Source organism: Methylobacterium sp. CM6247, assembly GCF_054817925.1.
Map to the genome: position 1 here is coordinate 2,456,350 of NZ_JBTXKX010000003.1, position 22,352 is coordinate 2,478,701.

Here is a 22,352-nt window from a genome sequence, read left to right on the forward strand (position 1 = left end):
TCGAGTTCAGCTGTGTAAGATCAGATGCTCGGTGTCCGTTCACACCGAGCATCGTTCATCATGCATGTCGAACGAGCCTGGGCCCGTCCGAAGACACGGATCGGATCAGCTCCAAGTAAACTCGTTGGTCAAATGGGCCATGGGCGTCTGGCCGTTCACTTCGGCCACGTCGATATTGGCGCCGATATTGCCCTCTCCCCAGACGATGTTGCCCGGATTTCCCGCATTCTGATACGAGGAATTGGTCACCACCGTATTTTCGTTCACGCCCCAGAGCAGCGCGTTCGAGAGAGGATCTCCCCGTCCCTGATCCGACGCGATGTTGTCGAAGGAGCGCGTGAAGTCGAAGGTGTTGTTCTGGCCGTAATCCGCGAACGCACCGTTGCCCATATGGATCGTATCGACGTTGCGGACGGTACCGTTGTTCGACCCCTCGAAGATGACTCCCTGACCGCTCGGCGAATTGTTGCCGTCGATCACGCCGTTCGAGACGGTGACGTTGTCGCTGTAGTAGATCGAGATGTTGTCCTCGGTCCAAGCGACGTTCGGGTCGTTGTGGACGTAGAAGTTGTTGAGGCTGCTGTCCGGCGACTGGCCCATCTGCACGAGCTGTCCGCGGGGGAAGGGCCCGCGCATATCGTAGCCTTCGATGTTCTCCAGTTCCGCACCCGGCGAGTATTGGATGAGCACGCCCGTCGAGGTGTCGTGGAAGGTCGCGTTCGTTACGCTCAGGTCGTCGGCTTCGAAGGCCGAGATCCCGTAATGGTCCGGGGTCCGTTCGGCGCCCGTCTCGGGTGCGCCCTCGTTGAAGACCTCCACGTTCTGGATATCGACGTTGTCACCATCCATGACGCGGATGCCGGCGCCTTCCTCGGTGCCGCCGTTTCCATTGAAATGGATGCGGACATTCTCGACCGTCACATTGTCCACGCGATCGATGTCGATGCCGGGACCGCTATCGACGTAGATGTCCATGTCCCGAATGACATCGCCTTCCTGGGCGACGATCGTCCCGTCATGGCGCGTGAGAGGAGCGTTGCCGCCCTCGGTCGGGGGCTCGTCCACGGGTGCCGGCTCGGATGGCTGCGCGACGACCGGGGGTTCTTCGGGCGAGGGCGTCGCTCCGATGTCGGGCACCATTACATCCGGCCCCTCGGGGATGGGAGCCGGAGTGTCGACCTCGGGTGCCGAACCCGAGAAGCCTTCGCTGAACGCGTTCGTGTAATGGGCCATGGGCGTCTGGCCGTTCACTTCGGTGACGTCGATGCCGGCGCCGATATTGCCCTCTCCCCAGACGATGTTGCCCGGATTTCCCGCATTCTGATACGAGGAATTGGTCACCACCGTATTTTCGTTCACGCCCCAGAGCAGCGCGTTCGAGAGAGGATTTCCCCGTCCCTGGTCCTCTGCGATGTTGTCGAAGGAGCGTGTGGAATCGAAGGTGTTGTTCTGGCCGTAATCCGCGAACGCGCCGTTTCCCATATGGATCGTATCGATGTTGCGGGCGGTGCCGTTGTTCGACCCCTCGAAGATGACCCCCTGACCGCTCGGCGAATTGTTGCCGTCGATCACGCCGTTCGAGACGGTGACGTTGTCGCTGTAATAAACCGAGATGTTGTCCTCGGTCCAAGCGACCTTCGGATCGTTGTGGACGTAGAAGTTGTTGAGGCTGCTGTCCGGCGACTCGCCGAATTGTACGAGCTGGCCGCGAGGGAAGGGCCCGCGCATATCGTAGCCTTCGATGCCCTCGAGTGTGGCGCCCGGCGAGTATTGCACGAGGACGCCCGTCGAGGTGTCGTGGAACGTCGCGTTCGTCACGCTCAGAGCCTCGGCCTCGAAGGCCGAAATCCCGTAATGGTCCGGGGTCCGCTCGGCGCCCGTCTCGGGTGCACCCTCGTTGAACACCTCCACGTTCTGGATATCGACGTTGTTGCCCCGCATGATGCGGATGCCGGCGCCTTCCTCGGTGCCGCCGTTTCCATTGATATGGATGCGGACGTTCTCGACCGTCACATTGTTTACGTTGTCGATATCGATGCCGGGACCGCTATCGACATAGATGTCGAGGTTGCGAATGACATCGCCTTCCTTGGCGACGATCGTCCCATCGTGGCGTGTCAACGGAGCCGCGCTGGCGCTGGATGCGGATGTCGCCCCGGCGTCTGACTCTACCACCACAGGGACGTCGGAGGCGGGTTCCGCGCTGTCGATGACCGGAACCGTGCTTGAGACGCTGCCGTCGGCAAGTCCCGAAACGACGTCGGATATCGGGCTCGATCCCAGGCCCGTGTCGGAGGCGGAACGCGCGTCGTCGCACGATGCGACGTGATGATGCGAATGCTGCATTCAATTTCCAGTTGTGTCTGCGGCCGGTCCTGATGCCGACCCTCTCAATCCGCTGCTGTTTTGGCCACGGATCCCCATGAGCATCGGCGTTGTTTGCCGACACTATTCCCAAGATTATTGTCGCACTGATGAGCGAATAATCGGATCGTACGAATTACCAGCCGGCACTAAGAAGAACTTCCTCTGTGCCAATTGGCAAATGTACAGATCGGTACACTTCAGTATTCTAGTTCTTTATTGTCACAACAAATCTTAGTGAGCAGATCTTGTTCAAAATGTGTCACGGATGATTTTCGATCATTGGCGCGAGGTTCGCCGGTCTCGCCTGAAAAGCGGGTCGTATGCCGGTGCGTGCATTGTGGCGGATGATTACTACCGGACGGAAACGGGGCTCTCGCACAGGATGCCGCTTCCCATCCGTCGAGGTCCCGGAACCCCTTGGTGCGCGACCGCTTGAGCCCGGCCCTTCGCAACCGCGGCCATGGCGGCGGCTATGTGGCGTGGCGGATTTCGCCGAGTCCGAAGTGACCGCGGATGCCAGTGACGGCGTGCCTTGCCGCCGTCCGCATTGGCGGATGCTACTTCGCTAAAGACCGAGATAGCCCCGATGCGCACTTTCTCGAAGAACGCGCGGCAGTGATGATGGTGGCGGTGCGCTTCCCATCGGAGCAGTCAAACGCAATCGCCTCGATAGCGTCGAACGATCGTTCATATCATCTCAGTGGAGACGATCCGATGATATACAATGTCCAGACATTGCGGGCGATCGCGGCCTATCTCGTTGTTGGCTTTCACTGCCAAATCTTACTTTTCGGGCACCTGAAATATTCAATGGGGGCTTGGGGTGTCGATATATTCTTTGTGATAAGCGGGTTCGTGATGGCCTACACCACCGGCGGCCGGAACGTGAGCCCACGTCAATTCATCGTCAAACGACTGGTTCGTGTCCTTCCCCTATACTGGTTCATGACAATCGCTGTCTTTCTCACGGCCCTATCGATGCCCTTTCTATTCCGCAGTGTCGATGCCGGGCCGGCGCAGCTGCTCATGTCGCTGGCGTTCATTCCGTTTGAGAAATCGAACGGCTTGATCCAGCCGGTATTGTTCCTCGGATGGACGCTCAACTACGAGATCTTCTTTTATTGCCTCTTCTGTCTGAGCCTGAACATTCAGACGGAATTAAATCGATACCTTTGTCTCAGCCTTGCCATGATCGCTCTCGTGATCCTCGGACCGATGTTTCGCCCCGAGGATGCGCTCGGCCGGTTTTATACGGACCCGATCATACTTGAGTTCGTCGCAGGCATATGGATCTATTACATCGCGCGACACGTCGCGATCTTACCTAGCCTTTTCAACGTCCCGATGATCGGCACCTTGGGCCTCGCCAGTTTCGGTCTTTTGCTGGCGGCGGAGTTTCTTTGGCCGACCGTTCCCCGCTTTATCGGCCTCGGTCTGCCGGCAGCTTCACTCGTCCTCGCCGCGATCTTGCTGGAGACCAAGGGCGTCGTCTTGAAAACCGACTTTGCCATAAAGCAGGGCAACAGCAGCTACGCGCTATACCTGACGCATTTCCTGTCCTATCAACTCTGCGAGAAGATTGTCTTCAAAGCTTTCGATCCGCAGAGCCTCTATTTGAGGTTGGCCGCATTCGTTAGTGCGGTGGCGCTCGCCGGAATTCTTGCCTGGATCGTGCATCGTCAGATCGAAATCCCTCTGACCCAAAGCGTCAGGGACGTGTTCACTGGCTTCTGGCGTCGATCTCCCGCCCGGCCGTAGCATCGGGTCGGTGGACCTGAATGGTCGGTGATTCCAACGGCCGGCTGGGGTCTTTCGAGAAGCCCCATCCCCGTCGTACCCCGGGACCTGCTAAGGGAGGCTCTGGTGCATGGGGCCAAAGAAGACTCTCAGGCAGGAACCTTGATGGACGTGCTCGTCATCGGCGCAGGAATCGTCGGCCTCGCGGTGGCGCGGGCCCTCGGCCGGCGCGGGCATTCCGTCATCGTCGCCGAGACCGAAGGGGCCATCGGGACCGGCGTGTCGTCACGCAGTTCCGAGGTCATCCATGGCGGCATGTACTATCCCGCCGGCTCCTTGCGGGCGCGTCACTGCACGCGTGGCCGCCGGATGCTCTACGAGTTCTGCCGGAGCCACGGCGTGCCCCATGCGCGTCCGGGCAAGCTCATCGTCGCCACCTCCGAGCCCGAGCGGGCCGCCTTGGAGGGAATCGCCGAACGCGGCCGGGCCAATGGCGTCGAGGGCCTCGCCTTCATCGAGGGCCGGGAGGCCCGCGCCCTGGAGCCGAACCTCGCCTGCGTCGCGGCATTGCATTCGCCCGAGACCGGCATCGTCGACAGTCATGCCCTGATGCTCGCCCTGCAGGGGGATATCGAGGATGCCGGCGGGGCCATCGCCTTCCATAGTCAGGTCGGCGCGATCCGGCGCGATTCCGGCGCCTGGCAGGTCGAGGTCTGCGGCGAGGACTTGTCCTTCGACGCCGTCGTCAATGCCGCCGGCCTCGGCGCGCAGGCCGTGGCGCGGGCGGTCGAGCCCTATCCGGGCGAGCGCATCCCGAGGCAGGTCCTCGCCAAGGGCAGCTATTTCGGATGCCTCGGCCGTCCGGCCTTCTCGCGGCTGATCTATCCCGCCCCGATGGAGGGCGGGCTCGGCATCCATCTCACCCTCGACCTCGCCGGTCGGATGCGCTTCGGGCCGGATGTGGAGTGGGTTGACGCGCCGGACTACGCGATCGATCCGGCCCGCACCGAAATCTTCGCCCATGCCATCCGCCGCTATTGGCCGGGACTGCCTAAGGATGCGCTGACGCCGGATTACGCCGGTATCCGCCCTAAACTCACCGGGCGGGGCGAGGCGGCGGCGGATTTTCTCATCGACGGGCCGGCCGAGCACGGCCTGCCGCATTTCGTCCACCTGTTCGGCATCGAGAGCCCCGGCCTCACATCGAGCCTGTCGCTGGCCGAGGAGGTGGCGGATCGGCTGGTCGGGGCCGAGGCGTGAGGGCTACCGGATTCCCACATCTCCCCGCTGGCTTTTCCTTCATCCGAGAGGGTTCAACCCGAAGCGCGACGTGCTCCCTATCCTGGAAGGCAGGGCGATCGCATATGGCACCACGCCGTCATTCCGGGTCGCCACAGGCGAGCCCGGACCCGGAGGGCCGCGCCAGAGGCGTGCAATCCAGAGCCGCTGACAGTGTAAAGTCCTGCACCACTTGTGTTTCTGGATCCCGGGCTCCGCTGCGCGGACCCGGGATGACGGGGTGGTGCCAGCGGGTTTCTGACAGGCAATTCGGCATATGCGATCGCCCTGCCTGGAAGGAGAGGGCTAGGGTGAGGTGTGGTCCATCTCCGGAAAGCTCACTCACCTCACCCTGTCCCTCTCCTTCCAGGAGAGGGGACCCGCGTCTCCTGTGGGATGTGTGACTATCGTAGGCCTGAGGACGGGGCGTCGGCCCGTTGACACTTCTGCTGGGCGCGCAATCGTCCTGAGATGCAGCGTCCGGCTTCACGCCCTAGCGCGCATGGTCCTGAAAGGCCTCAAGCCATGACCGAGATCCAATTCGTCGCCTTTGTGGTGACCCCGCTCCTGGCCCTCGCCGTCGGTGGGGGCGTGGCATTGTGGGCGCGCCATTGGGCGTAGGGCGCCCCCGGCCCGCCAGCGTTTGCCTGTGCGCTCAGCCGCCGAAACGTTCGGTCCTGATGCGTCCCGGTTCCAACCCGACATCGAGGAGCAGGTCCGCCGCGTTGCCGACGAAGGCGTTTCCGCCGCAGATATAGACGTGGCGCGGAGCCCCGAGCTTGCCCAACGCTTCGCCGATCATCGCCCCGTCGATCCGGCGGCCACCGGCGCGCGTCAGATTGAGCATCAGGTCGAAATGCGCCTCGTCACGGGCGCGGACAGCCAGTTCCTCCGCGGCGATCGCTTCATCCGCCTCTCGCACCGAGTAGAGCAGCAGGGCGGGCACCTGAGCCGCCGCCGCCGCGCGGTGGCGCAGCATCGCCAGCAGCGGCACCACGCCGGACCCGCCGCCGACGAGGAGGAGGGGGCCGCCATCCTCCGGGCGCCAGACGAACGAGCCGCCGATGGGGCCGCGCAGCTCGATCGTGTCGCCGATCTCCGCCACGGAATCGAAGAAGCCCGAGACTTCGCCTTCGGGCAGGCCCTCGATCATCAGTTCGATCGTGCCGTCCGTACCTGGCGCCGAGGCGATGGAGTAGCTGCGCTGGGCCTGGTAGCCGTCGGGAGCCGTCAGGCGCACGTCCACATGCTGTCCGGCCAGCATCGGCCGGTCGAAAGCGGTCCGGAACCGGTAGCTCTTCACCCGCCGCGTCACCGGCTTGATGGCGAGGAGGGTGGCTTGTTGCCAGGGGAGGGGCCGCGCGGCGGGATCAATCACCGGTGAAGCGCTGCTCACGCCAGGGATCGCCGTACATGTGATAGCCGCGCAGCTCCCAGAAGCCGCCCTCGTCCTTCTTGGTGAAGCGCAGGCCTTTCACCCATTTGGCGCTCTTCCAGAAATACAGGTGCGGCACCAAGAGCCGGGCCGGGCCGCCATGGTCGGGTTCGATCGGCTGCCCCTCGTAATGGGTCGCCACCATGGCCTTGGGGCCGGTGAGATCGGCGACCGGCACGTTGGTGGTATAATCGTCGTAGCCCTCGGCGAGCAGATAGTCCGTCGGTGCCGAGATCCCCGCCGCCGCGAGGATGTCGTCGATGCTGACGCCCTCCCAGCCGGTGTCGAACTTCGACCATTTCGTCACGCAGTGGATGTCGCCGCGCCAGGAGGTCCGGGGCAGGGCGGAGAACTCGTCCCAGTTCCAGCTCTTGATGGGCCGCGAGCCCTCACGCAGGGTGAAGCTCCAGCTGTCCATGTCGATGCGCGGGTTCGGACCGATCTGCAGAACCGGGAAGTCCTGTTCGAGATACTGGCCCGGCGGAAGCCGCTCCTGCGTCGCCTCCGGTGGCCGTCGTCCCGTGAAACCGCGTGTGGCCATGCTCGTCTCCGTCGTCGCGCTTGCCGTGCGACTTCCTTCGAGCTTCAGAACCAGCGGGTCAAGCGGAGCCCGGAGACTCGCCCTCATCCTGCGGATGTCCCGGCAGGATGCCTTCGGCCACGAAGAGAATACCCTCCGGCCGGTACGAGATCTTCGCCGTGCCGTCGATCTCCTGTGCCAGAGCCCGCTCGATCAGCCGCGATCCGAAGCCCTTTCGTGTCGGCACGGCCACCGGAGGACCGCCTGTCTCCTGCCAGAGAACGCGGAAGGAGAAGGACGCCGTGTCGTCGAGGAGGCTCCAGGACAGCCGGACCAGGCCGGTATCGTTGGACAAGGCCCCGTATTTCACCGCGTTGGTGGCGAGTTCGTGCAGCGCCATGGCGAGCGCCAGGGCACCGCGCGGCGGCAGCCTGATTTCGCCGCCCTCGACATGCACGCGCTCCCGCCCCTTGCTCTGGAACGGGGCGAGGGCGCGTTCGGCGATGTCGGCGATGGAGGCGCTGTCCCAGGCCTCCTCGGTCAGCACATCGTTCGCCGCGGCAAGCGACACCACCCGGGCTTCGAGAGACCGGCCCGCCTCCTCCAGGGTGGGGGCGGTTCGCAGGGTCTGGCGGATGATCGACTGGATCAGAGTGAGGGTGTTCTTCACCCGATGGGTCAATTCGCCGGCGAGGAGCGAGCGATGCTCTTCCGCGTGTTTGCGTGCGGTGATGTCGAGGGACACCCCGGCCATGCTGACGGGCGTTCCATCGGGACGGTAGACGGTCTGCCCGCGGATATGGACCCAGCGCAGGTCACCGGACGGCGTGACGACCCGGTACTCGATATCGTAATCGATGTTCTGCTCGATGGATCGGCGCATCTGCGCCTTCATCCGTTCGCGGTCACCGGGATGGATCGCGGCGCTCATCTCGCCGTAGCTGAACGGCTCATCGGGATCCCGACCGAAATTCGCCCGGAAGTGGTCGGACGTCTCGAGCGTCATCGCGACGAGATCGAGGCTCCATGAGCCGATCTGGCCGGCGGTGAGCGCGAAGCGCAGATTCGTCTCGCTGCGGCGAAGCGCGACGGTGCGGCGCTCCACCTCGGCCTCCAGCTCGTCGTGGTCGTTCTGCAACCGGACCAGACGGTCTTTCTCCAAGGTCACGTCGTATTGCGAGGCGAAGAAATACGCCACCTTGCGTTGCGAATCGAAGACCGGCGCGATGAGGAGGCGGTTCCAGAAAACCTCTCCGTTCTTGCGATGGTTGAGCAGGTCGATCTCGATCGGAACGGCTCTGTCGATGGCATCGCGAATGCGGGCAACGGCCGCCGGATCGGTCTTCGGGCCCTGAAGGAACCGGCGGTTCCGGCCGAGGATCTCGTCGCGGGAGTAGCCGGTGGCGCGCTCGAAAGCGGCATTCACGAAGACGATGGGGATGTCCGGCAGGTTCGGGTCGGCGATGACCATCGGCATCCGCGTGGCCCGGAGGGCCGCGGCGAAAGGGTCCGGTCCGTCGACGGTGCGGGCGATCTCCGAGGCGATCCGCTCCTGTTCGGAAAACCGGATCATGATACGGCGCCCAGGATGGTCCAATGTCTCACGCGTTGCCTCGACCTAGAATCCGACCCGTGCGCGATGAAGCGATTCGGACATTATTCGTTGTACGCGTGAGCTAAGCTTAAGCAAGGCTTCATCTCGACTTATCTGACAGCTCTCTCGTGAAGAGTTCCCTGGCCGTTATTTCGCCTTGATTCGTGTATGTTTACATACAGAACACCGGTCCTTTGGCTGAAGCGGTGCTGTTTGACGCGATCGACGCTTTCAGACGCCGGGACGCTGCCCGGAACGCGGAACGCCCGCCGCGGTCGAACCGGGCGGGCGTCCTGACGATCGGTGAAGGGGCGTTCAGCAGCCTTTGGTGGCATCTGCGGCCGTGGGCTTGCCGTCCTGCTGCTTGGCGACGTCCGAGGCCGAGGTCGCGGTGTTGGCACCGACATTGTTCATGGCGCCGACCGTACCGGGCGACTCAGCCTTCGCGCCGGGGCTGACATTGCCGGTCGCGCCGGGATCGACCTTCGAGCTCTTGTCGTTCATGGCCGCCTTCCCATCCGCCGTGGAGCCGGTGGCACAGGGAGCGGCGAAAGCCATGGCGGAGCTGAGCATCACGATGGCGCTGGCGCCGATGAGCTTGGAAATCTGTCGCATCTGTTCCTCCAGGAAGTATTTCTTAGGTCGTAATGGATGGCATCCGTCATTCGTTCCAATATTTTTCCGGATTGTCCCGCATCTATAAGGACAAAATTGCAGGTCATGCGTAACGTCCGCCACCATTTCCTGCAGCGCTCTGACGGTTGTTTCGAGAATTGTTTTGCGCCGCACAAAAGGCGGTTCCATTGATGGTTCAGGGCTCGAAACCATAGTCGAATCATGCTGTTATCTGGTGATTCTTGACGTCTATCGTATCGGTCAGAACCTCGCGGAGAAGACTTGCCAAGCGTTCTACCGCTGGATTTTTCACCGCCGGCGCCGTGAGCAGCCTCAACGAGAGGGAGGGCAGAGGCGGCAGGCCCGCGTTTAAGGGATCGAGCGCCTCGAGGGACACAGGCAGGCCATGGGGCGTGCGCACGGTCAGGCCGAGCCCGGCCGAGACAGCCGCCCACAGGCCGGCGAGCCCCGGACTGCTGAACGAGATCCGCCAGGGAATGCAGGCCGCGTCGAGCGCTTCGAGGGCCGCGTGCCGGAAGATGCAGGGCGATCCGAACAGGATCAGCGGGAGTGGACGGTCCGCGCTATGCACGATGCCGTGGCGTGGCCCGATCCAGGCCATCGGCAGGGTTCCGATGACGGTGCCATCCCGCTCGACGCCATCCTCGTCCCAGAGAAGGGCGAGGTCGAGCTCCCCGGCCTCCAGGCAGGGTCGCAGGATGGCGTTTCGATCCACATGGGCGTCGATCCTGACGCCGGGATGCAGGCGCGCGAAACGGCCGAGCGTCTCCGGCAGCCAGGTCTCGGCGAAATCCTGGGGCAGGCCGATGCGAACGCTACCCGTGAGGGCTGGCGAGCCGAGGGCGCTCACGGCGGCATCGTTCAGGTCGAGCAGCCTGCGAGCATAGCCCAGCATCATCTCGCCCGCCTCGGTGAGGACGAGCCCGCGCCCATGCTTCTGCACGAGTTGCTGGCCGACCTGATCCTCGAGCTTGCGCAATTGCAGGCTGATCGCGGAAGGCGAACGGCCGAGCCGCGAGGCGGCCCTGGCGAAGCTGCCGAGATCGATCCCGACCGCGAAGGACCGCAACACGTCCATATCGAGGTTGACCGGCAGGACCATTGAGTTTTTCCGAACGGACGCTTCAGAATTACGAGATTTTCCAAATCATCTTGAGGGGTCACCATTCGACCGTCAATCGCGGAGCGTCCGCGATCCGAAGGGGAGGGAAGACCTGATGCCGTTCGTGAATGTGAAGATCGCCGGTCCGGCCATCGCTGCGGAGCAGTTCGACAGCCTGCATCGCGGCGTGACGGAGCTGATGGCCGGGGTGCTCGGCAAGAACGCTGACCTGACGTCGGTGTTGGTGGAAGAGGTGCCGCTGCAGGGATGGCAGGTGGGAGCCCGGCCGCTGGGCTGCGCCGCGCACATTCAGGCGGCCGTGACGGCGGGCACCAACGATGCCGAACAGAAGGCCCGCTTCATCGCGGAGGCCAATGCCCTGCTGCGTCGGGTGCTGGGGGATGGGTTGCCGCTGGCGACCTACGTGGTGGTCCAGGAAATCGCGGCCGAGTCTTGGGGCTATGACGGCCTGACCCAGGAACACCGGCGGCTGGCGCGCTGAGATTCGGCGGGCCGGATGGTACGGGTTCGGACAATCGGCATATTGCCGACCTCGTTCGGGCGACGTTCACCTGTGTCATCCTAGATGAGCACGGTAGAGGCCTTTGCCGGCCTTACTGTCGCGTCGAACGGGACCGTGGGGGCACTCCAGTGTCCGTCGGCCGCGTCACTCGCGGCGTAGGACACTCGAGAAGTGATGTCTGCAGCCCCGTGAAGATCGCCCTCCTCGCTCACCTCAAATATCCCATCGCCCAGCCCTTCTCGGGAGGGCTCGAGATGCACACGCATCTGCTCGCGAGCACCCTGCGTGCCCGCGGGCACAGCGTGACGCTCTACGCCTCCGAAGGGTCGGATGCGCGCGGATGCCTGAAGGCGGTCTGCCCGCCCACCGGCAGCGCCGTCGACGACGAATCCGCCCTGCGGATCGACCGCGCCGAGCTCGCCGCCTACGAGGCGATGGTGGCGGATGTGGCGCGCGGCGACTTCGACATCATTCACAACAACAGCCTGCATTACCTGCCGTTGCTGCGCGCCCGCGACCTCGGCGCGCCGATGGTGACGGCGTTGCACACGCCGCCCTTCGAGCCCTTCGTGCGCGGCGTGAAGGCGCGGGCGGACGACATGACCTTCGCCGCCGTCTCGGAATCCCTGGCGCGCGAGTGGCTGCCGCTCATCGACGAGCCGCTGGTGATCGGCAACGGCATCGATCTCGACGCCTTCGCCTATTCGCCCGTCCCCAAGGGCGAGCCCCATGCGATCTGGATGGGACGCCTCGTCCCCGAGAAGGGGCCGCATCTCGCCATCGACGCCGCCCGTGTCGCCGGCATCCCCCTCAAATTCGCCGGCCCCCAGAGCAACCGCGCCTATTGGGACGCCGAGATCGCGCCGCGCCTCGGCCCGGACATCACCTATCTCGGCCATCTCGGCCATGCCGAACTCGCCCGCCGCGTCGGCGAGGCCCATGTGGCCCTGTGCACGCCGCGCTGGGAGGAACCGTTCGGCCTCGTGCTGGCCGAGTTCCTGGCCTGCGGCACGCCGGTCGCGGCCTTCGCCCGCGGCGCCATCCCCGACATCCTGGACGAGACGTCGGGCGTTCTCGCCGTCGCCGACGATCCGGTGGATCTCGGCCGTGCGCTCGCCCGCGCCATCCGCCTCGACCGGCACGATTGCCGCCGCCGGGCCGAGCACCTGTTCGACGCCGACACCATGACCGACCGCTACGAGGCGATGTACCATGCCGAAATCCGCCGCTGGTCGACCCCCGTCTCCGTCCGTCCGGTCCCGGCCGGCGCTCGCGCATCGCTTCTCGACAATGCGTAACAACCCGCTCTCCCTCGGCCGGGCCGTCGTCTGCGTGCCCGCCCGCAACGAAGCCGAGGTGCTGCCGCGCCTCGTGCGCTCCCTCGACCGGCAGATCGGATCGGGAGACGGCGCGCTGCTGCGTGTCGTGATCCTGGCCAATAACTGCACCGACGAAACGGTGTCGCTGATCCGCGAGATGGAGCGCAACGGCGAGACGCGCCATCTCGATCTCCGGGTGATCGAAGCGGTGGTGCCGCGTGAGGTGGCCCATGTGGGCACGGCCCGCCGGATGGCGCTGGATGCGGGGGCCGACTGGCTGGATTCCGACGGCGTCGAGGACGCCGTGCTCCTCAGCACCGATGCTGACGCCGTCGCCGCGCCCGGCTGGGCCCGAGCCAATCTGGCGGCCCTGGAAAATTCCGAACTCGTGGGCGGCCGTCTCGTCATCGAGACGGAGGAGAGCGAGAACCGGGACCCGGAGATCCACGCGCTCCATCGCCGGATCGAACAATACTGGGTCGCGGTGCGCGCCCTCGAAGAGGCCATCGATCCCCCCGCCCACGATCCCGCGCCTCGCCATGGCGACCATGTGGCGGCGAGCCTGGCGCTTCGCGCCGCGCTCTACCGCGAGGTCGGCGGGCTGCCCGCGATTCCCTGCGGCGAGGACAACGCGCTGGTCGCCAAGGTCCGCCTCGCGGGCGGCCGCGTGCGCCATTGCCCCCATGTCTCGATCTCGGTGTCCGATCGCGGCACCGGCCGCGTCACCGGCGGGATGGCCACCGAGATGGCTCGCCGCGCCCGCGTCGTCGCCGGTGTGGAAGAGTATCGTCTCCCGCCCGCCAGCCATTGGCTGGCCGTGATCGAGCGCCAGCGCGCGTTCCGCCTCGCCTGGAGCGCCAAGGGCGGCCCGGAAGCCGGCTTACGCGCGCTCGGCGTCTCGGCGGAGGATATCGCAGCGATCCAACCGGGGACCTGCGTCAACGCCATCGCCTTCGCCGAGCGCGTGGGAGAGCGGGTCGGCGATATCGGGCCGGAGCCGGCCCATGTCCCCCTCGACGAGGCCATCGCGGGGCTCGATGCCCTGCTCGCCCGGCTGATCGACAGGCGTACGGCGCGCGTCGCGTGAGCGAGGCGGCGGCGCACCGGCGTCCCGTCGGCTACTATGTCCACCATCAGGGCGCCGGTCACTGGCAGCGCGCGAATCTCATCGCCGCCCGCCTGGACCGGCCGGTGACCCTCATCGGCACCTTCGCCGAGATCGACACCTCGCGCGCCAACGGGGCGATCCTAGATTTGCCCGACGACCGCCTCACCGGCTTCGACGGCCAGGACGGCGAGGCGATCCGGCCGGACTGCTTCCATTACGTCCCTGTGGGAATCGACCGCATCCGCGCCCGGATGGGGATGCTCGCCGACTGGATGGCGAAGACCGATCCGGCCCTGCTCATCGTCGACGTGTCGGTGGAGGTGACGCTCCTCGCGCGGCTCCTCTCGGTGCCGACCCTGGTGGTGCGCCTCGCTGGGAACCGCACCGACATTCCGCATCTCGAAGGCTTCCGCTCGGCGGAGCGCCTCCTCGCCTTTAACCCGCCCGAGATCGAGACGGCCGGAACGCCGGACTGGGTGCGGGCGAAGACCCTCTATGCCGGCTTCCTGGCCGATGCCCCCAAGGCAGGCGCGTCGGAAGACGGCTCCATCGCGGTGATCTACGGGCGAGGCGGGGCCGGCGGCTCGGTCTCCGACCTCGCGGCCGCCGCGCGTGCCGTGCCCGACCGGCACTGGCACGTTCTCGGTCCGGTGGAGGCACCGACCGCCGATCTCCCGCCGAACCTGCATCTCCATGGCTGGGTCGCCGAGACCGGCCCCTATCTCGACCGCGCCGCCTTAGTGATCGGCGGCGGCGGCGACGGCGTCGTCGCGGCGGTAGCGACGCGGGCCAAGCGCTTCCTCTGCCTGCCGGAACCCCGCGCCTTTGACGAACAGACGGCGAAAGCGGAGGCTTTGGCGGCTCTCGGCGCGGCCATCGTCCGCACGGAATGGCCCGACGCCTCGGAATGGCCGGCATTGATTCAAGCGGGCCTCGCGCTCGATCCGGAGGTGATCGGCGGGTTGGTCCAGGCCGACGCCCTCGGCCGCACGGTCGCGATCATCGAAGACGTCATTCAGGGAATCGAGCAGCGTCGCGCGCCTCGGATTTAGTGCCTGTTTGAGGTGTTGGTCCAATCCTCCGCCTCACCCTGAGGCGCCGCGGAGCGGCCTCGAAGGAGGCTTCCAGGGACCGCATCGGCCACTGGAGGGCTCCCTCAAAGCCTCCGCTACGCTCCGGCGCATTAGGATGAGGTGAAGGGTGGGATGAACCAGCCCTCGACGTCTGAAAGCAAAGCCGCCAGCGCTTCTACACCAATACCTAAAAAGGCCGGTCCAGCGGTACCCGCGCGGCTTCCATCTCGTCCGCGGTCGGCATGCGCAGGATCGTCGGCGCCTCGCGCCAAGTCGGCGGCAGCAAGCCCAACCGCGCGAAGGCGTCGAGCCAGCCGTCCATGGGCCAGAGTCCGTGCCGGGCATGGAAGCGGGTGGCGTTGGGGATGATGTCGGCGAAATGCTGGAGCGGCGGGTCGAAGGCCCCGTGATACTGGTGGTAGGCGTGGCCCCCGGCACTGAACAGGATCGGGATGCCGGCGGCATCGGCCCGGAAGGCGAGGTCGGTATCCTCGGCGCCGTAGCCGTCGAAGGCTTCGTCGAACCCGCCGATCCGGTCGAAGGTCGCGGCCCGGACACCGAAGGCGAGGGACCAGAACAGGCCGGGATTGTCGGTGCGGGCAAGGCCTGCAGCCGGGAAGCTCCGCACCGGATGGGTATGGCCCGACGCGCGCAACCCCGCCTCGGTCCAGCCATCGTCGACGGCCCGCGCCGGCAGGTAGCTCACCTCGCAGCAGATCAGCCCGTCGGCTTGGCCGAGATCCGCGTCGAGGCTCGCGACGAGATCGCCCGAGGGAATGCAATCCACATCGAGGAAGATCAGATGATCGCCGCAAGCCGCGCGGCGTCCGGCGTTGCGGGCACGGGCCAGCGGCAGGCCTGCGCTCGGCAAGTCGATGCGGCGGATGGGAAAGCCGTGATCGGGGAGGGGGGTGGGGTTCGCCCCCATTTCCACCACGATGCATTCGGCCGGATGCGTTCCCCGGCCGAGCCCTTCGAGGAGGCGCGCCAGATGCGCGTCGCGGCCCTTGTTCAGGGTGATGACGGTCGTGCTCACGCGGCGTCCGCCGGCATGGAGACGAAGATCTCGTGGGGGCCGAGGAAGCGCGCGATCATCTCCGGCGCGAGGCGGAACCCCGTCGGGTCGTCGGAGATGAGGTCGGTGGTCTGCGAGCGATGCGCCGCTACGGCCCGCGCTTTCGCCGCCACATGCGCGCTGACATCGACGCGGTAGCCCGACGGAGGACCGCCGACTTCCGTGCCCTGCGGCAGGGTCCAGCCCCAGACCGGATAGGCAAAGGCCTTCGTCGCGCCGAGCTTCGGCTGGGCGAGCCTCACGATGGCGGCCGCCGCCTGATGATCGCAATGGGGATCGTGCGCCCAGGTCACGCAGACCGCGCCGGCCCCGCTCTCTTTGGCCACGGACGCCACCACATCCGCCGCCACCTGCGCCTCGGGGCCGCGGCTCGGCACCCCCGCATCGGGTAGGCGCAGGAACGTGACGTTGGCGGGCGCGAGGCCGAGCGCCGCCACCGCTTCCAGCGTCTCCTCCTCGCGCAGCGCCCGCAGGCGGAGCGGTGGATAGAGGGCGGAATGGGTATGCGAGCCGCAGCCGTCACTGACGATGACGAGCCGCACCTCGCGCCCCCGCGCGCAGGCCTCGGCGATCAGGCCGCCGCATCCGAGGCTCTCGTCATCCGGATGCGGGGCGACGACGACGAGCCCGCCACCATCGGTGAGGGCATCGAGATCCGCCACGGGGAGATTCTCGGCGGCGGTGAGAAAGGCGTCGGCATGCATGGTAGCGATTAGTCCCTGTGAAAGGATGGCAGCGCCATCGCCATGATTGTCCCAACCCGTTCCCTGTCCCCACGGCATTCACCCATTTCGCGGGCAGCGCGGCTCTCCTCCCCACAAGGGGGAGAGGGACGCGGTCATCCTGAAACATCAGATGGGTGAATGCCGCAGCTATGAGGGGGATTGGGCGGGACGTCCGTAGCGAAGATCAGTGGAGTGTATCGACCGAACCGGAATGTCGCCTGAACAAGTCACGCCGCGCCGTAGCGGTCGTTGAGGCTCGCGGCGAGGCCGTCGGCGAATTTCGCGGCGGCCACGGGCAGCATCCGCCCACGCAGCTGGCCGAGAATCAGGGTCATGGGGGAGAGGTCGCGTTCGTCGATGGGCCGGCTGACGAGGCGCTGGTCGTTGGGGATGCCGCTCGGCACCTGCAGGCTCACCACATCCTCGCGCAGGGCGAGGTTGCGCAGGAATTCCAGCGAGCTCGATTCGACGGCGGGGCGAAACGGCGTTCCCCGGCGCGCCAACGCATCGTCGAGATGATGGCGGATCGCCAGCGACCGGTCGGGCAGGGCGAGGGGATGGGTGAGGCATTCGCGCAGCCGGACGGGCCCTTCCTCCTGGGCCAGGGGGTGCGAGGCGCGCATCACCACGCAGAGCGTCTGCCGGCAGGTGAACAAAGCGTGGAGATCGACCGACGGCGGCGGCTGCAGCACGAGGGCGAGGTCGGCCTCGAAGGAGACGAGCGCCGCCACCGCCTGGGCATGGTCGCGCACCTGGACCGTGAACGAGACGAGGGGGAAGCGCGCCCGGTAGGCCCGGACCTCGTCCGGCACGATCTGGTTCACGAAAGCCTGGCTGCAGGCCAGCGCCACATGTCCACGCCGCACGCCGGACAGGTCGGCGATCTGCGAGCGGACCCGCTCCATGTCCGACACCTGATCCCGGATATGGCGCACCAGCAACTCGCCGGCCGCGTTGAGCCGCATGCCCTGCGCCAGCCGCTCGAAGATCGGCGTCCCCAGCTCGTATTCGAGGTCCTGGATCTGCCGCGTGAGCGCCGAAGGCGCGATGTTCAGGGCCTCCGCCGCCCGGCGGATCGAGCCCCGCCGCGCTACCTCGGAAACGTAGGTCAGGGTGCGCAGATGCTTCATGGCAAAAGCTTTATGGCAAGCACCTCAAGAGGACATAGGGCTTCGGTTTCCCCTGTACGTGAACACGCCTCCGTCATCCCGGGGCCGCGTAGCGGAGCCCGGACCCGAAGGGCGCGCGCAGGCGTGAAATCCAGAGCCGCTACGCGTGCTCGACGTAGCAGCCGGGGCGTTCTGGATTCCGGGCTCGCCTTCGGCGACCCGGAATGACGGTGGGGCCAAACTTCCTGGGCTGTGCCGAGCGAGACTCTGCCAAAAACCGAAGTCCTGCGGCGCATAAGATGAGAGCTCCGCCCTACGCCAGGTGTTGCGAATTTTGCAACACCATAGTCGATAACCAGCACTCGTTTGCAACGGTCTCCCGACATACCCTGTCCGGGTTCACATCACGTCGGAGCCGGCTCAGATGATTCGTCGTCGCACCTTCCTCGCCGGCCTCGGTGCCGGCCTCGTCGCCGCGCCGTCGGTGCTACGGGCCGAGACGCCCATCGTGATCCGGATGGGATCGCTGAAGCTGATCCATTCCATCGCGCCGTACTTCTACGCGCAGTTCGCGCCGCCCGGCGTCACCGTGGAGGTGATCCCGTTCGAGAGTCCCACCGAGTGCAAGAACGCGGTCGTGACGAAATCGGTGGATTTTGGAACGTTCGGCATCGCCGCCGGCACCCTGGGCGCGGCGGCCGGCGAGCCCATCGTCGTCATCGCCTCCACCTGCAATCGCGGCATGGCCATCATCGCCAAGACCGGGTCGGGCATCCAGAAGGTCGCCGACCTCGAGGGCAAGCGGGTGGCGATCTGGCCCGGCTCGACCCAGGAGGTCTTCGCCCTGGAGCGCATGCGCATGGAGGGCGTGAGCGTGAAGGACATCACGCCGGTCCGCATCTCCTTCAGCGAGATGCACATCGCCCTCGCGCGCGGTGACGTCGATGCCTATGTCGGCGCGGAGCCCGCCCCCGGCGTCAGCCTCTCCACGGGAATCGGCACGCTGGTCGAGTATCCCTACGGGACCGAGATGGGCTCCCTCAACATGGTGTTCGGCGCCCATCGCGACACGCTGGCCGAGCGGCCGGAGGTGGTGAAGACCATGCTGGAGATCCACCGCAAGGGGTCGGATTTCGCGCAAAGCAACCGTGACGCCACCGTGGCGATGGCGGTTCAGAAGCTCGGCCAGAAGCGGGAGGCCATCGAGCTCTCCGTGCCCAATGTCGAGTTCAAGTGGAAGCTCGGAGAAACGGAAGTCAAACAGGCCAAGGCCTATTCCGAACACATGCTGGCGGCGCGGCAGATCAAGCGCCTGCCCGACTTCTCGACGTTCATCGATACCCGCTTCGTCGATGCGATGAGGGATTCGTGAGCGCCCCGGCGGTCTCCGCCCCTGTGGTGCCGGAGGTAGCGACGCGCCGCGCGCTTCCGAGCTTCGCGAGCCTCAAGCAGGCGCTTCTTGCGCTCGCCCTGCCGGTGGCGATGGGCATCGCTTGGCACCTACTCACGGTCGGCAAGCCCTACAGCCTCATCCCGCCGCCCTCTGAGGTCTGGACGGCGATGGTGGATCTCGCCATCGGGGGACCGGAGGGCGACGCCTTCAGCGGCACGCTGCTCTCGCATCTCACCGCCTCGCTCACCCGCGTCTTCGGCGGGTTCAGCCTCGCGGCCCTGGCGGCGGTACCCCTCGGCCTGCTCATCGGCCGGGTGCCGCTCATGCGCCAGATCCTCGACCCGACCCTGCAGATCCTGCGCCCGGTGCCGGTGACCGCCTGGCTTCCGCTGGCGATGATCCTGTTCGGCCTCGGCCCGCGCTCGGCCTATTTCCTCGTCTTCCTCGGCGCGTTCTACCCGATCCTGGTCAACACCATTTTCGGCGTGCGCTCCGTCGAGCCGCGCCTGTTCGAGGCCGCCGCCATGCTCGGCTGCCGGGGGTCGGCGCAGTTCGCCCGCGTGGTGCTGCCAGCGGCACTTCCCTCGATCTTCACCGGTCTGCGCCTCGGCCTGGGCTTCGCCTGGGTGGTGATCGTCGTCGGCGAGATGACCGGCGTTCCCACCGGCCTCGGCGCGATCATCATGGAAGCGCGGCAACTCTCGCGCACCGACATCGTGATCTGCGGCATGATCGTGATCGGCGTCGCCGGCTTCGTCTGCGACCGGGCCGTGATGCTGATCGGCCAGCGCCTCCTCGCCTGGAGCCCCTCACATGGCTGAGCCCACCGTGCCGATCCTCGACATTCGCGGCGTGTCGAAATCCTTCGCCATCCAGGGCCGCACGGTACAGGCTCTCAGCGGCGCCAACCTCACCGTGGCCAAGGGCGAGTTCATCTGCCTGCTCGGCGCTTCGGGCTGCGGCAAGTCCACCTTGCTCCGCATCGTCGCCGGGTTCGAGACGGCCACCGGCGGCGAGGCGCTGATGTGGGGCAAGCCCATCGAGGGACCCGGCCCGAGCCGGGGCATGGTGTTCCAGGATTACGGCCTGTTCCCCTGGCTCACCGTGCGGGACAATATCGGCTTCGGCCCGAAATCGCGCGGCCGGCCGGCGGCGGAAATCCGCGATACGGTGGAGCGCTACATCGCCCTCGTCGGGCTACAGCGTTTCGCCGACGCCTTTCCGCACCAGCTCTCCGGCGGCATGAAGCAGCGGGTCGCCATCGCGCGGGTGCTGGCGAACGATGCCGAAATCGTCCTCATGGACGAGCCCTTCGGAGCGCTGGACGCCATGACCCGCGAGCGGCTGCAGGACGAGCTCCTCGGTTTGTGGAGCCGCACCGGGCTGACGGTGCTGTTCGTGACCCATGCCATCGAGGAGGCGATCTTCCTCGCCGATCGGGTCGTGGTCATGTCCCCGAGCCCAGGCCGGATCGACGCGATCCACACCATCGACCTCGCCCGCCGCCGGGACGTGTCGGGCCCGGCCTTCAACGATGTGCGCCGGATGCTCTCGGCCCAGCTCCACAGCCACCACGCCCCCGTGGCCGCATGAGCAGCGCGGCGTCACGATCCGGCGACTGGCGCCGGATGGACCGCGAGACCCTGAGCCGCGCCTACGACAATACCGGCGCCGTCGCCGATTCTGCCGCCCGACTGTCCGGTTGGCGGGCCCGGAGCGCCGCGTTTCGCGCGCTCCACCCCCACACGCTCGACCTCCCCTATGGGCCGGCCGAGCGAAACCGGATCGACCTGTTCCGAAGCGGGGTTGAGGATGCGCCGCTCCTCGTCTTCATCCATGGCGGATATTGGATCCGGAATACACGCCAGGATTTCGCCTGCATGGCCGAAGGACCGTTGCATCACGGTCTCGATGTGGGATTGGTGGGATATACCCTGGCGCCCGATGCCAGCCTCACCGAGATCGCCGCCGAGATCCGGGCGGCGCTGCGCTTCCTGCGCGACCGGGATGAGGGGAGGGGGCGCCGTCGCCTCGTCGTTTCGGGCTGGTCGGCCGGCGGGCATCTCGCGGCGCTTGCCATGGCGTGGCCCGAGGTCGATGCGGGCCTTGCCATCAGCGGCGTCTTCGATCTGGAGCCGATCCGGCACACCGAGCTCGACGACCGGCTGCACCTGACCGAAGCGGAAGTCGAGACGCTCTCGCCGATCCGGCAGGTGCCGCGTTCGGACAAGCCCCTCGCCATCGCGTGCGGATCGAACGAATTGCCTGAATTGCGACGGCATTCCGCTGATTACGACGCCGCGTGGCGGTGCGCCGGGAACGCCTCGATCGTCGCCGAACTGCCCGGCCACGACCATTTCTCGATCCTTGACGAACTCATCCGCCCCGACGGCGCGCTGACGGCCCTCGCCGTGGAGCTCGCCGGGAAGGGCCCGTAGCGCTCCTCTCGCCGTGCCTAAGCCGGCCCGTCACTCCGAATTTTCGCCGCGCAGGCACGCCTCCTGAGCCTCGCCCGCTCGCCGCGCGCTCCTCGCATGGCGTCCGATGACGGCTTCCCCCTTCTTCGCTGCGAGCAGGTCAGGGTCGCCCCAGCGCGCCAGCATGGCCTGAAATGCCTCGTGCCGCTCGCGCCGAAAGGGAATTCTCCCCCCGGCACTGTCCCTGCACGGATGAGGTGGGTGGATTGCGCCGCAGGGCACCCAGCCGGGCGGGATCGGAGCCGTGGCGGGATGGGTCCGGCCGAGCCGCAGGATGTTCGGCAGGAGATGGGTCCTCGGGCCGACCGGGGCCGATCCCGCTTCGATGCGGATGGGCGAGAACACCTCGATCCGCCCGATTCGGGTGACGAAGACGCGATGAGGACCGGCGGCGACGAGCTGAGCGGCGATGGGATCGCCGGGTCCGAATAGGTTCTCTCCGGCGGCCCTTCTAAGCAGTGCGATCGTCCCGGGATCGTTCGTCCGAATACAGGCATCGACAGCGAGTAGGTTCAGACCGAGATCGAACAATAAACCATCGCTGTCCTCGGGTTTTGCTGCATGGTGATCGGGGCCGAGTTCGGTGACGACCGACCGTCTATTCATGGCGCAGGCATCATCGGGCAGGCATAGGGCTACGGCATGACTCCAGCCGAAGGCGAATCCTGTTTCGTAAGCCACTGGTCGACAGTCGGCGTCTGGGTCGAGGGCGATGGCTCCCCGTGTCGTGGTCAGACCCATCCGCGCGTCCGGCAGGGACCGCGCTTCTTCAGCCGGGTCCCGGAGAAAGCTAGCAACCGCGCCGAAACTGCCGAAACTCCAAGTCGTGGAGGGATCTTCGAGCGCCTTCGCCATCAGATCCATGACGGGGCTCCCGAAGG

20 protein-coding genes are annotated in these 22,352 nt (G+C 66.2%); 10 read left to right on the top strand and 10 right to left on the bottom strand.

Going from position 1 to position 22,352, the window contains the following annotated elements; all coding sequences use genetic code 11:
- Positions 1 to 105: 105 nt before the first annotated feature.
- Positions 106 to 2,121: a right-handed parallel beta-helix repeat-containing protein gene (locus ACYQOP_RS12300; protein WP_461222532.1), complete on the bottom strand. Its 2,016-nt coding sequence runs from the start codon at positions 2,119 to 2,121 to the stop codon at positions 106 to 108.
- A 759-nt stretch (positions 2,122 to 2,880) separates the two neighbouring features.
- Here ACYQOP_RS12300 and ACYQOP_RS12305 point away from each other — a divergent pair.
- On the top strand, positions 2,881 to 4,125 hold the full coding sequence (locus ACYQOP_RS12305; RefSeq protein ID WP_461222533.1) for an acyltransferase family protein: 1,245 nt from the start codon (positions 2,881 to 2,883) through the stop codon (positions 4,123 to 4,125).
- A gap of 144 nt (positions 4,126 to 4,269) precedes the next feature.
- Positions 4,270 to 5,364, top strand: coding sequence for an NAD(P)/FAD-dependent oxidoreductase (locus ACYQOP_RS12310; protein WP_461222534.1), 1,095 nt, complete (start codon positions 4,270 to 4,272; stop codon positions 5,362 to 5,364).
- Positions 5,365 to 6,037: 673 nt separating this feature from the next.
- Here the strand turns inward: ACYQOP_RS12310 and ACYQOP_RS12315 are convergent.
- From ACYQOP_RS12315 to ACYQOP_RS12335, 5 genes are all read right to left on the bottom strand, one after another.
- Positions 6,038 to 6,760: an FAD-binding oxidoreductase gene (locus ACYQOP_RS12315; protein ID WP_461225296.1), complete on the bottom strand. Its 723-nt coding sequence runs from the start codon at positions 6,758 to 6,760 to the stop codon at positions 6,038 to 6,040.
- Positions 6,753 to 7,358 (bottom strand): sulfite oxidase-like oxidoreductase, encoded by a 606-nt coding sequence (locus ACYQOP_RS12320; protein ID WP_461222535.1) that lies wholly within the window; start codon positions 7,356 to 7,358, stop codon positions 6,753 to 6,755. Before ACYQOP_RS12320 ends, ACYQOP_RS12315 begins: the two co-directional genes overlap by 8 nt.
- A gap of 58 nt (positions 7,359 to 7,416) precedes the next feature.
- The gene (locus ACYQOP_RS12325; protein WP_461222536.1) at positions 7,417 to 8,910 is read right to left on the bottom strand and encodes an HWE histidine kinase domain-containing protein; all 1,494 of its coding nucleotides are present in this window, start codon (positions 8,908 to 8,910) and stop codon (positions 7,417 to 7,419) included.
- A 336-nt stretch (positions 8,911 to 9,246) separates the two neighbouring features.
- Positions 9,247 to 9,546 (bottom strand): hypothetical protein, encoded by a 300-nt coding sequence (locus ACYQOP_RS12330; protein ID WP_461222537.1) that lies wholly within the window; start codon positions 9,544 to 9,546, stop codon positions 9,247 to 9,249.
- A 220-nt stretch (positions 9,547 to 9,766) separates the two neighbouring features.
- A complete protein-coding gene (locus ACYQOP_RS12335) occupies positions 9,767 to 10,669 on the bottom strand; it encodes a LysR substrate-binding domain-containing protein (protein WP_461222538.1) in 903 nt (300 codons plus the stop codon).
- Positions 10,670 to 10,784: 115 nt separating this feature from the next.
- Between ACYQOP_RS12335 and ACYQOP_RS12340 the strand changes: the two genes are divergently transcribed.
- The 4 genes from ACYQOP_RS12340 (at position 10,785) to ACYQOP_RS12355 (ending at position 14,671) form a co-directional block, all read left to right on the top strand.
- Complete coding sequence (locus ACYQOP_RS12340; protein ID WP_461222539.1) at positions 10,785 to 11,171, top strand: tautomerase family protein; 387 nt, start codon at positions 10,785 to 10,787, stop codon at positions 11,169 to 11,171.
- 209 nt (positions 11,172 to 11,380) lie between these two features.
- Complete coding sequence (locus tag ACYQOP_RS12345) at positions 11,381 to 12,490, top strand: glycosyltransferase family 4 protein (protein ID WP_056425992.1); 1,110 nt, start codon at positions 11,381 to 11,383, stop codon at positions 12,488 to 12,490.
- The gene (locus ACYQOP_RS12350; protein WP_461222540.1) at positions 12,483 to 13,598 is read left to right on the top strand and encodes a glycosyltransferase family 2 protein; all 1,116 of its coding nucleotides are present in this window, start codon (positions 12,483 to 12,485) and stop codon (positions 13,596 to 13,598) included. Before ACYQOP_RS12345 ends, ACYQOP_RS12350 begins: the two co-directional genes overlap by 8 nt.
- Positions 13,595 to 14,671, top strand: a complete 1,077-nt coding sequence (locus tag ACYQOP_RS12355) for a glycosyltransferase (RefSeq protein ID WP_461222541.1) — start codon at positions 13,595 to 13,597, stop codon at positions 14,669 to 14,671. The genes ACYQOP_RS12350 and ACYQOP_RS12355 overlap by 4 nt, the downstream gene beginning before the upstream one ends.
- Positions 14,672 to 14,879: 208 nt before the next feature.
- On the opposite strand, the gene ACYQOP_RS12360 is transcribed toward ACYQOP_RS12355, so the two are convergent.
- The 3 genes from ACYQOP_RS12360 to ACYQOP_RS12370 all read right to left on the bottom strand — a co-directional run bounded on the left by ACYQOP_RS12360 (position 14,880) and on the right by ACYQOP_RS12370 (position 17,622).
- On the bottom strand, positions 14,880 to 15,728 hold the full coding sequence (locus tag ACYQOP_RS12360; protein WP_461222542.1) for a glycosyltransferase family 2 protein: 849 nt from the start codon (positions 15,726 to 15,728) through the stop codon (positions 14,880 to 14,882).
- Complete coding sequence (locus ACYQOP_RS12365; RefSeq protein ID WP_461222543.1) at positions 15,725 to 16,471, bottom strand: PIG-L deacetylase family protein; 747 nt, start codon at positions 16,469 to 16,471, stop codon at positions 15,725 to 15,727. Before ACYQOP_RS12365 ends, ACYQOP_RS12360 begins: the two co-directional genes overlap by 4 nt.
- Before the next feature lie 248 nt (positions 16,472 to 16,719).
- Positions 16,720 to 17,622 carry a LysR family transcriptional regulator gene (locus tag ACYQOP_RS12370; protein WP_207411728.1) on the bottom strand — a complete coding sequence of 301 codons (903 nt, stop codon included), beginning with the start codon at positions 17,620 to 17,622 and terminating at the stop codon, positions 16,720 to 16,722.
- A 403-nt stretch (positions 17,623 to 18,025) separates the two neighbouring features.
- Here ACYQOP_RS12370 and ACYQOP_RS12375 point away from each other — a divergent pair, with 403 nt between their 5' ends.
- From ACYQOP_RS12375 to ACYQOP_RS12390, 4 genes are read left to right on the top strand one after another with little or no spacing between them, the layout of a single operon-like run.
- The gene (locus ACYQOP_RS12375; RefSeq protein WP_461222544.1) at positions 18,026 to 18,973 is read left to right on the top strand and encodes an ABC transporter substrate-binding protein; all 948 of its coding nucleotides are present in this window, start codon (positions 18,026 to 18,028) and stop codon (positions 18,971 to 18,973) included.
- A complete protein-coding gene (locus ACYQOP_RS12380; RefSeq protein ID WP_461222545.1) occupies positions 18,970 to 19,815 on the top strand; it encodes an ABC transporter permease in 846 nt (281 codons plus the stop codon). The genes ACYQOP_RS12375 and ACYQOP_RS12380 overlap by 4 nt, the downstream gene beginning before the upstream one ends.
- Positions 19,808 to 20,587 (top strand): ABC transporter ATP-binding protein, encoded by a 780-nt coding sequence (locus ACYQOP_RS12385; protein WP_461222547.1) that lies wholly within the window; start codon positions 19,808 to 19,810, stop codon positions 20,585 to 20,587. Before ACYQOP_RS12380 ends, ACYQOP_RS12385 begins: the two co-directional genes overlap by 8 nt.
- Positions 20,584 to 21,432 carry an alpha/beta hydrolase gene (locus ACYQOP_RS12390; RefSeq protein ID WP_461222548.1) on the top strand — a complete coding sequence of 283 codons (849 nt, stop codon included), beginning with the start codon at positions 20,584 to 20,586 and terminating at the stop codon, positions 21,430 to 21,432. The genes ACYQOP_RS12385 and ACYQOP_RS12390 overlap by 4 nt, the downstream gene beginning before the upstream one ends.
- Positions 21,433 to 21,462: 30 nt before the next feature.
- On the opposite strand, the gene ACYQOP_RS12395 is transcribed toward ACYQOP_RS12390, so the two are convergent.
- A complete protein-coding gene (locus ACYQOP_RS12395) occupies positions 21,463 to 22,335 on the bottom strand; it encodes a DUF6925 family protein (RefSeq protein ID WP_461222549.1) in 873 nt (290 codons plus the stop codon).
- Positions 22,336 to 22,352 lie beyond the last annotated feature (17 nt).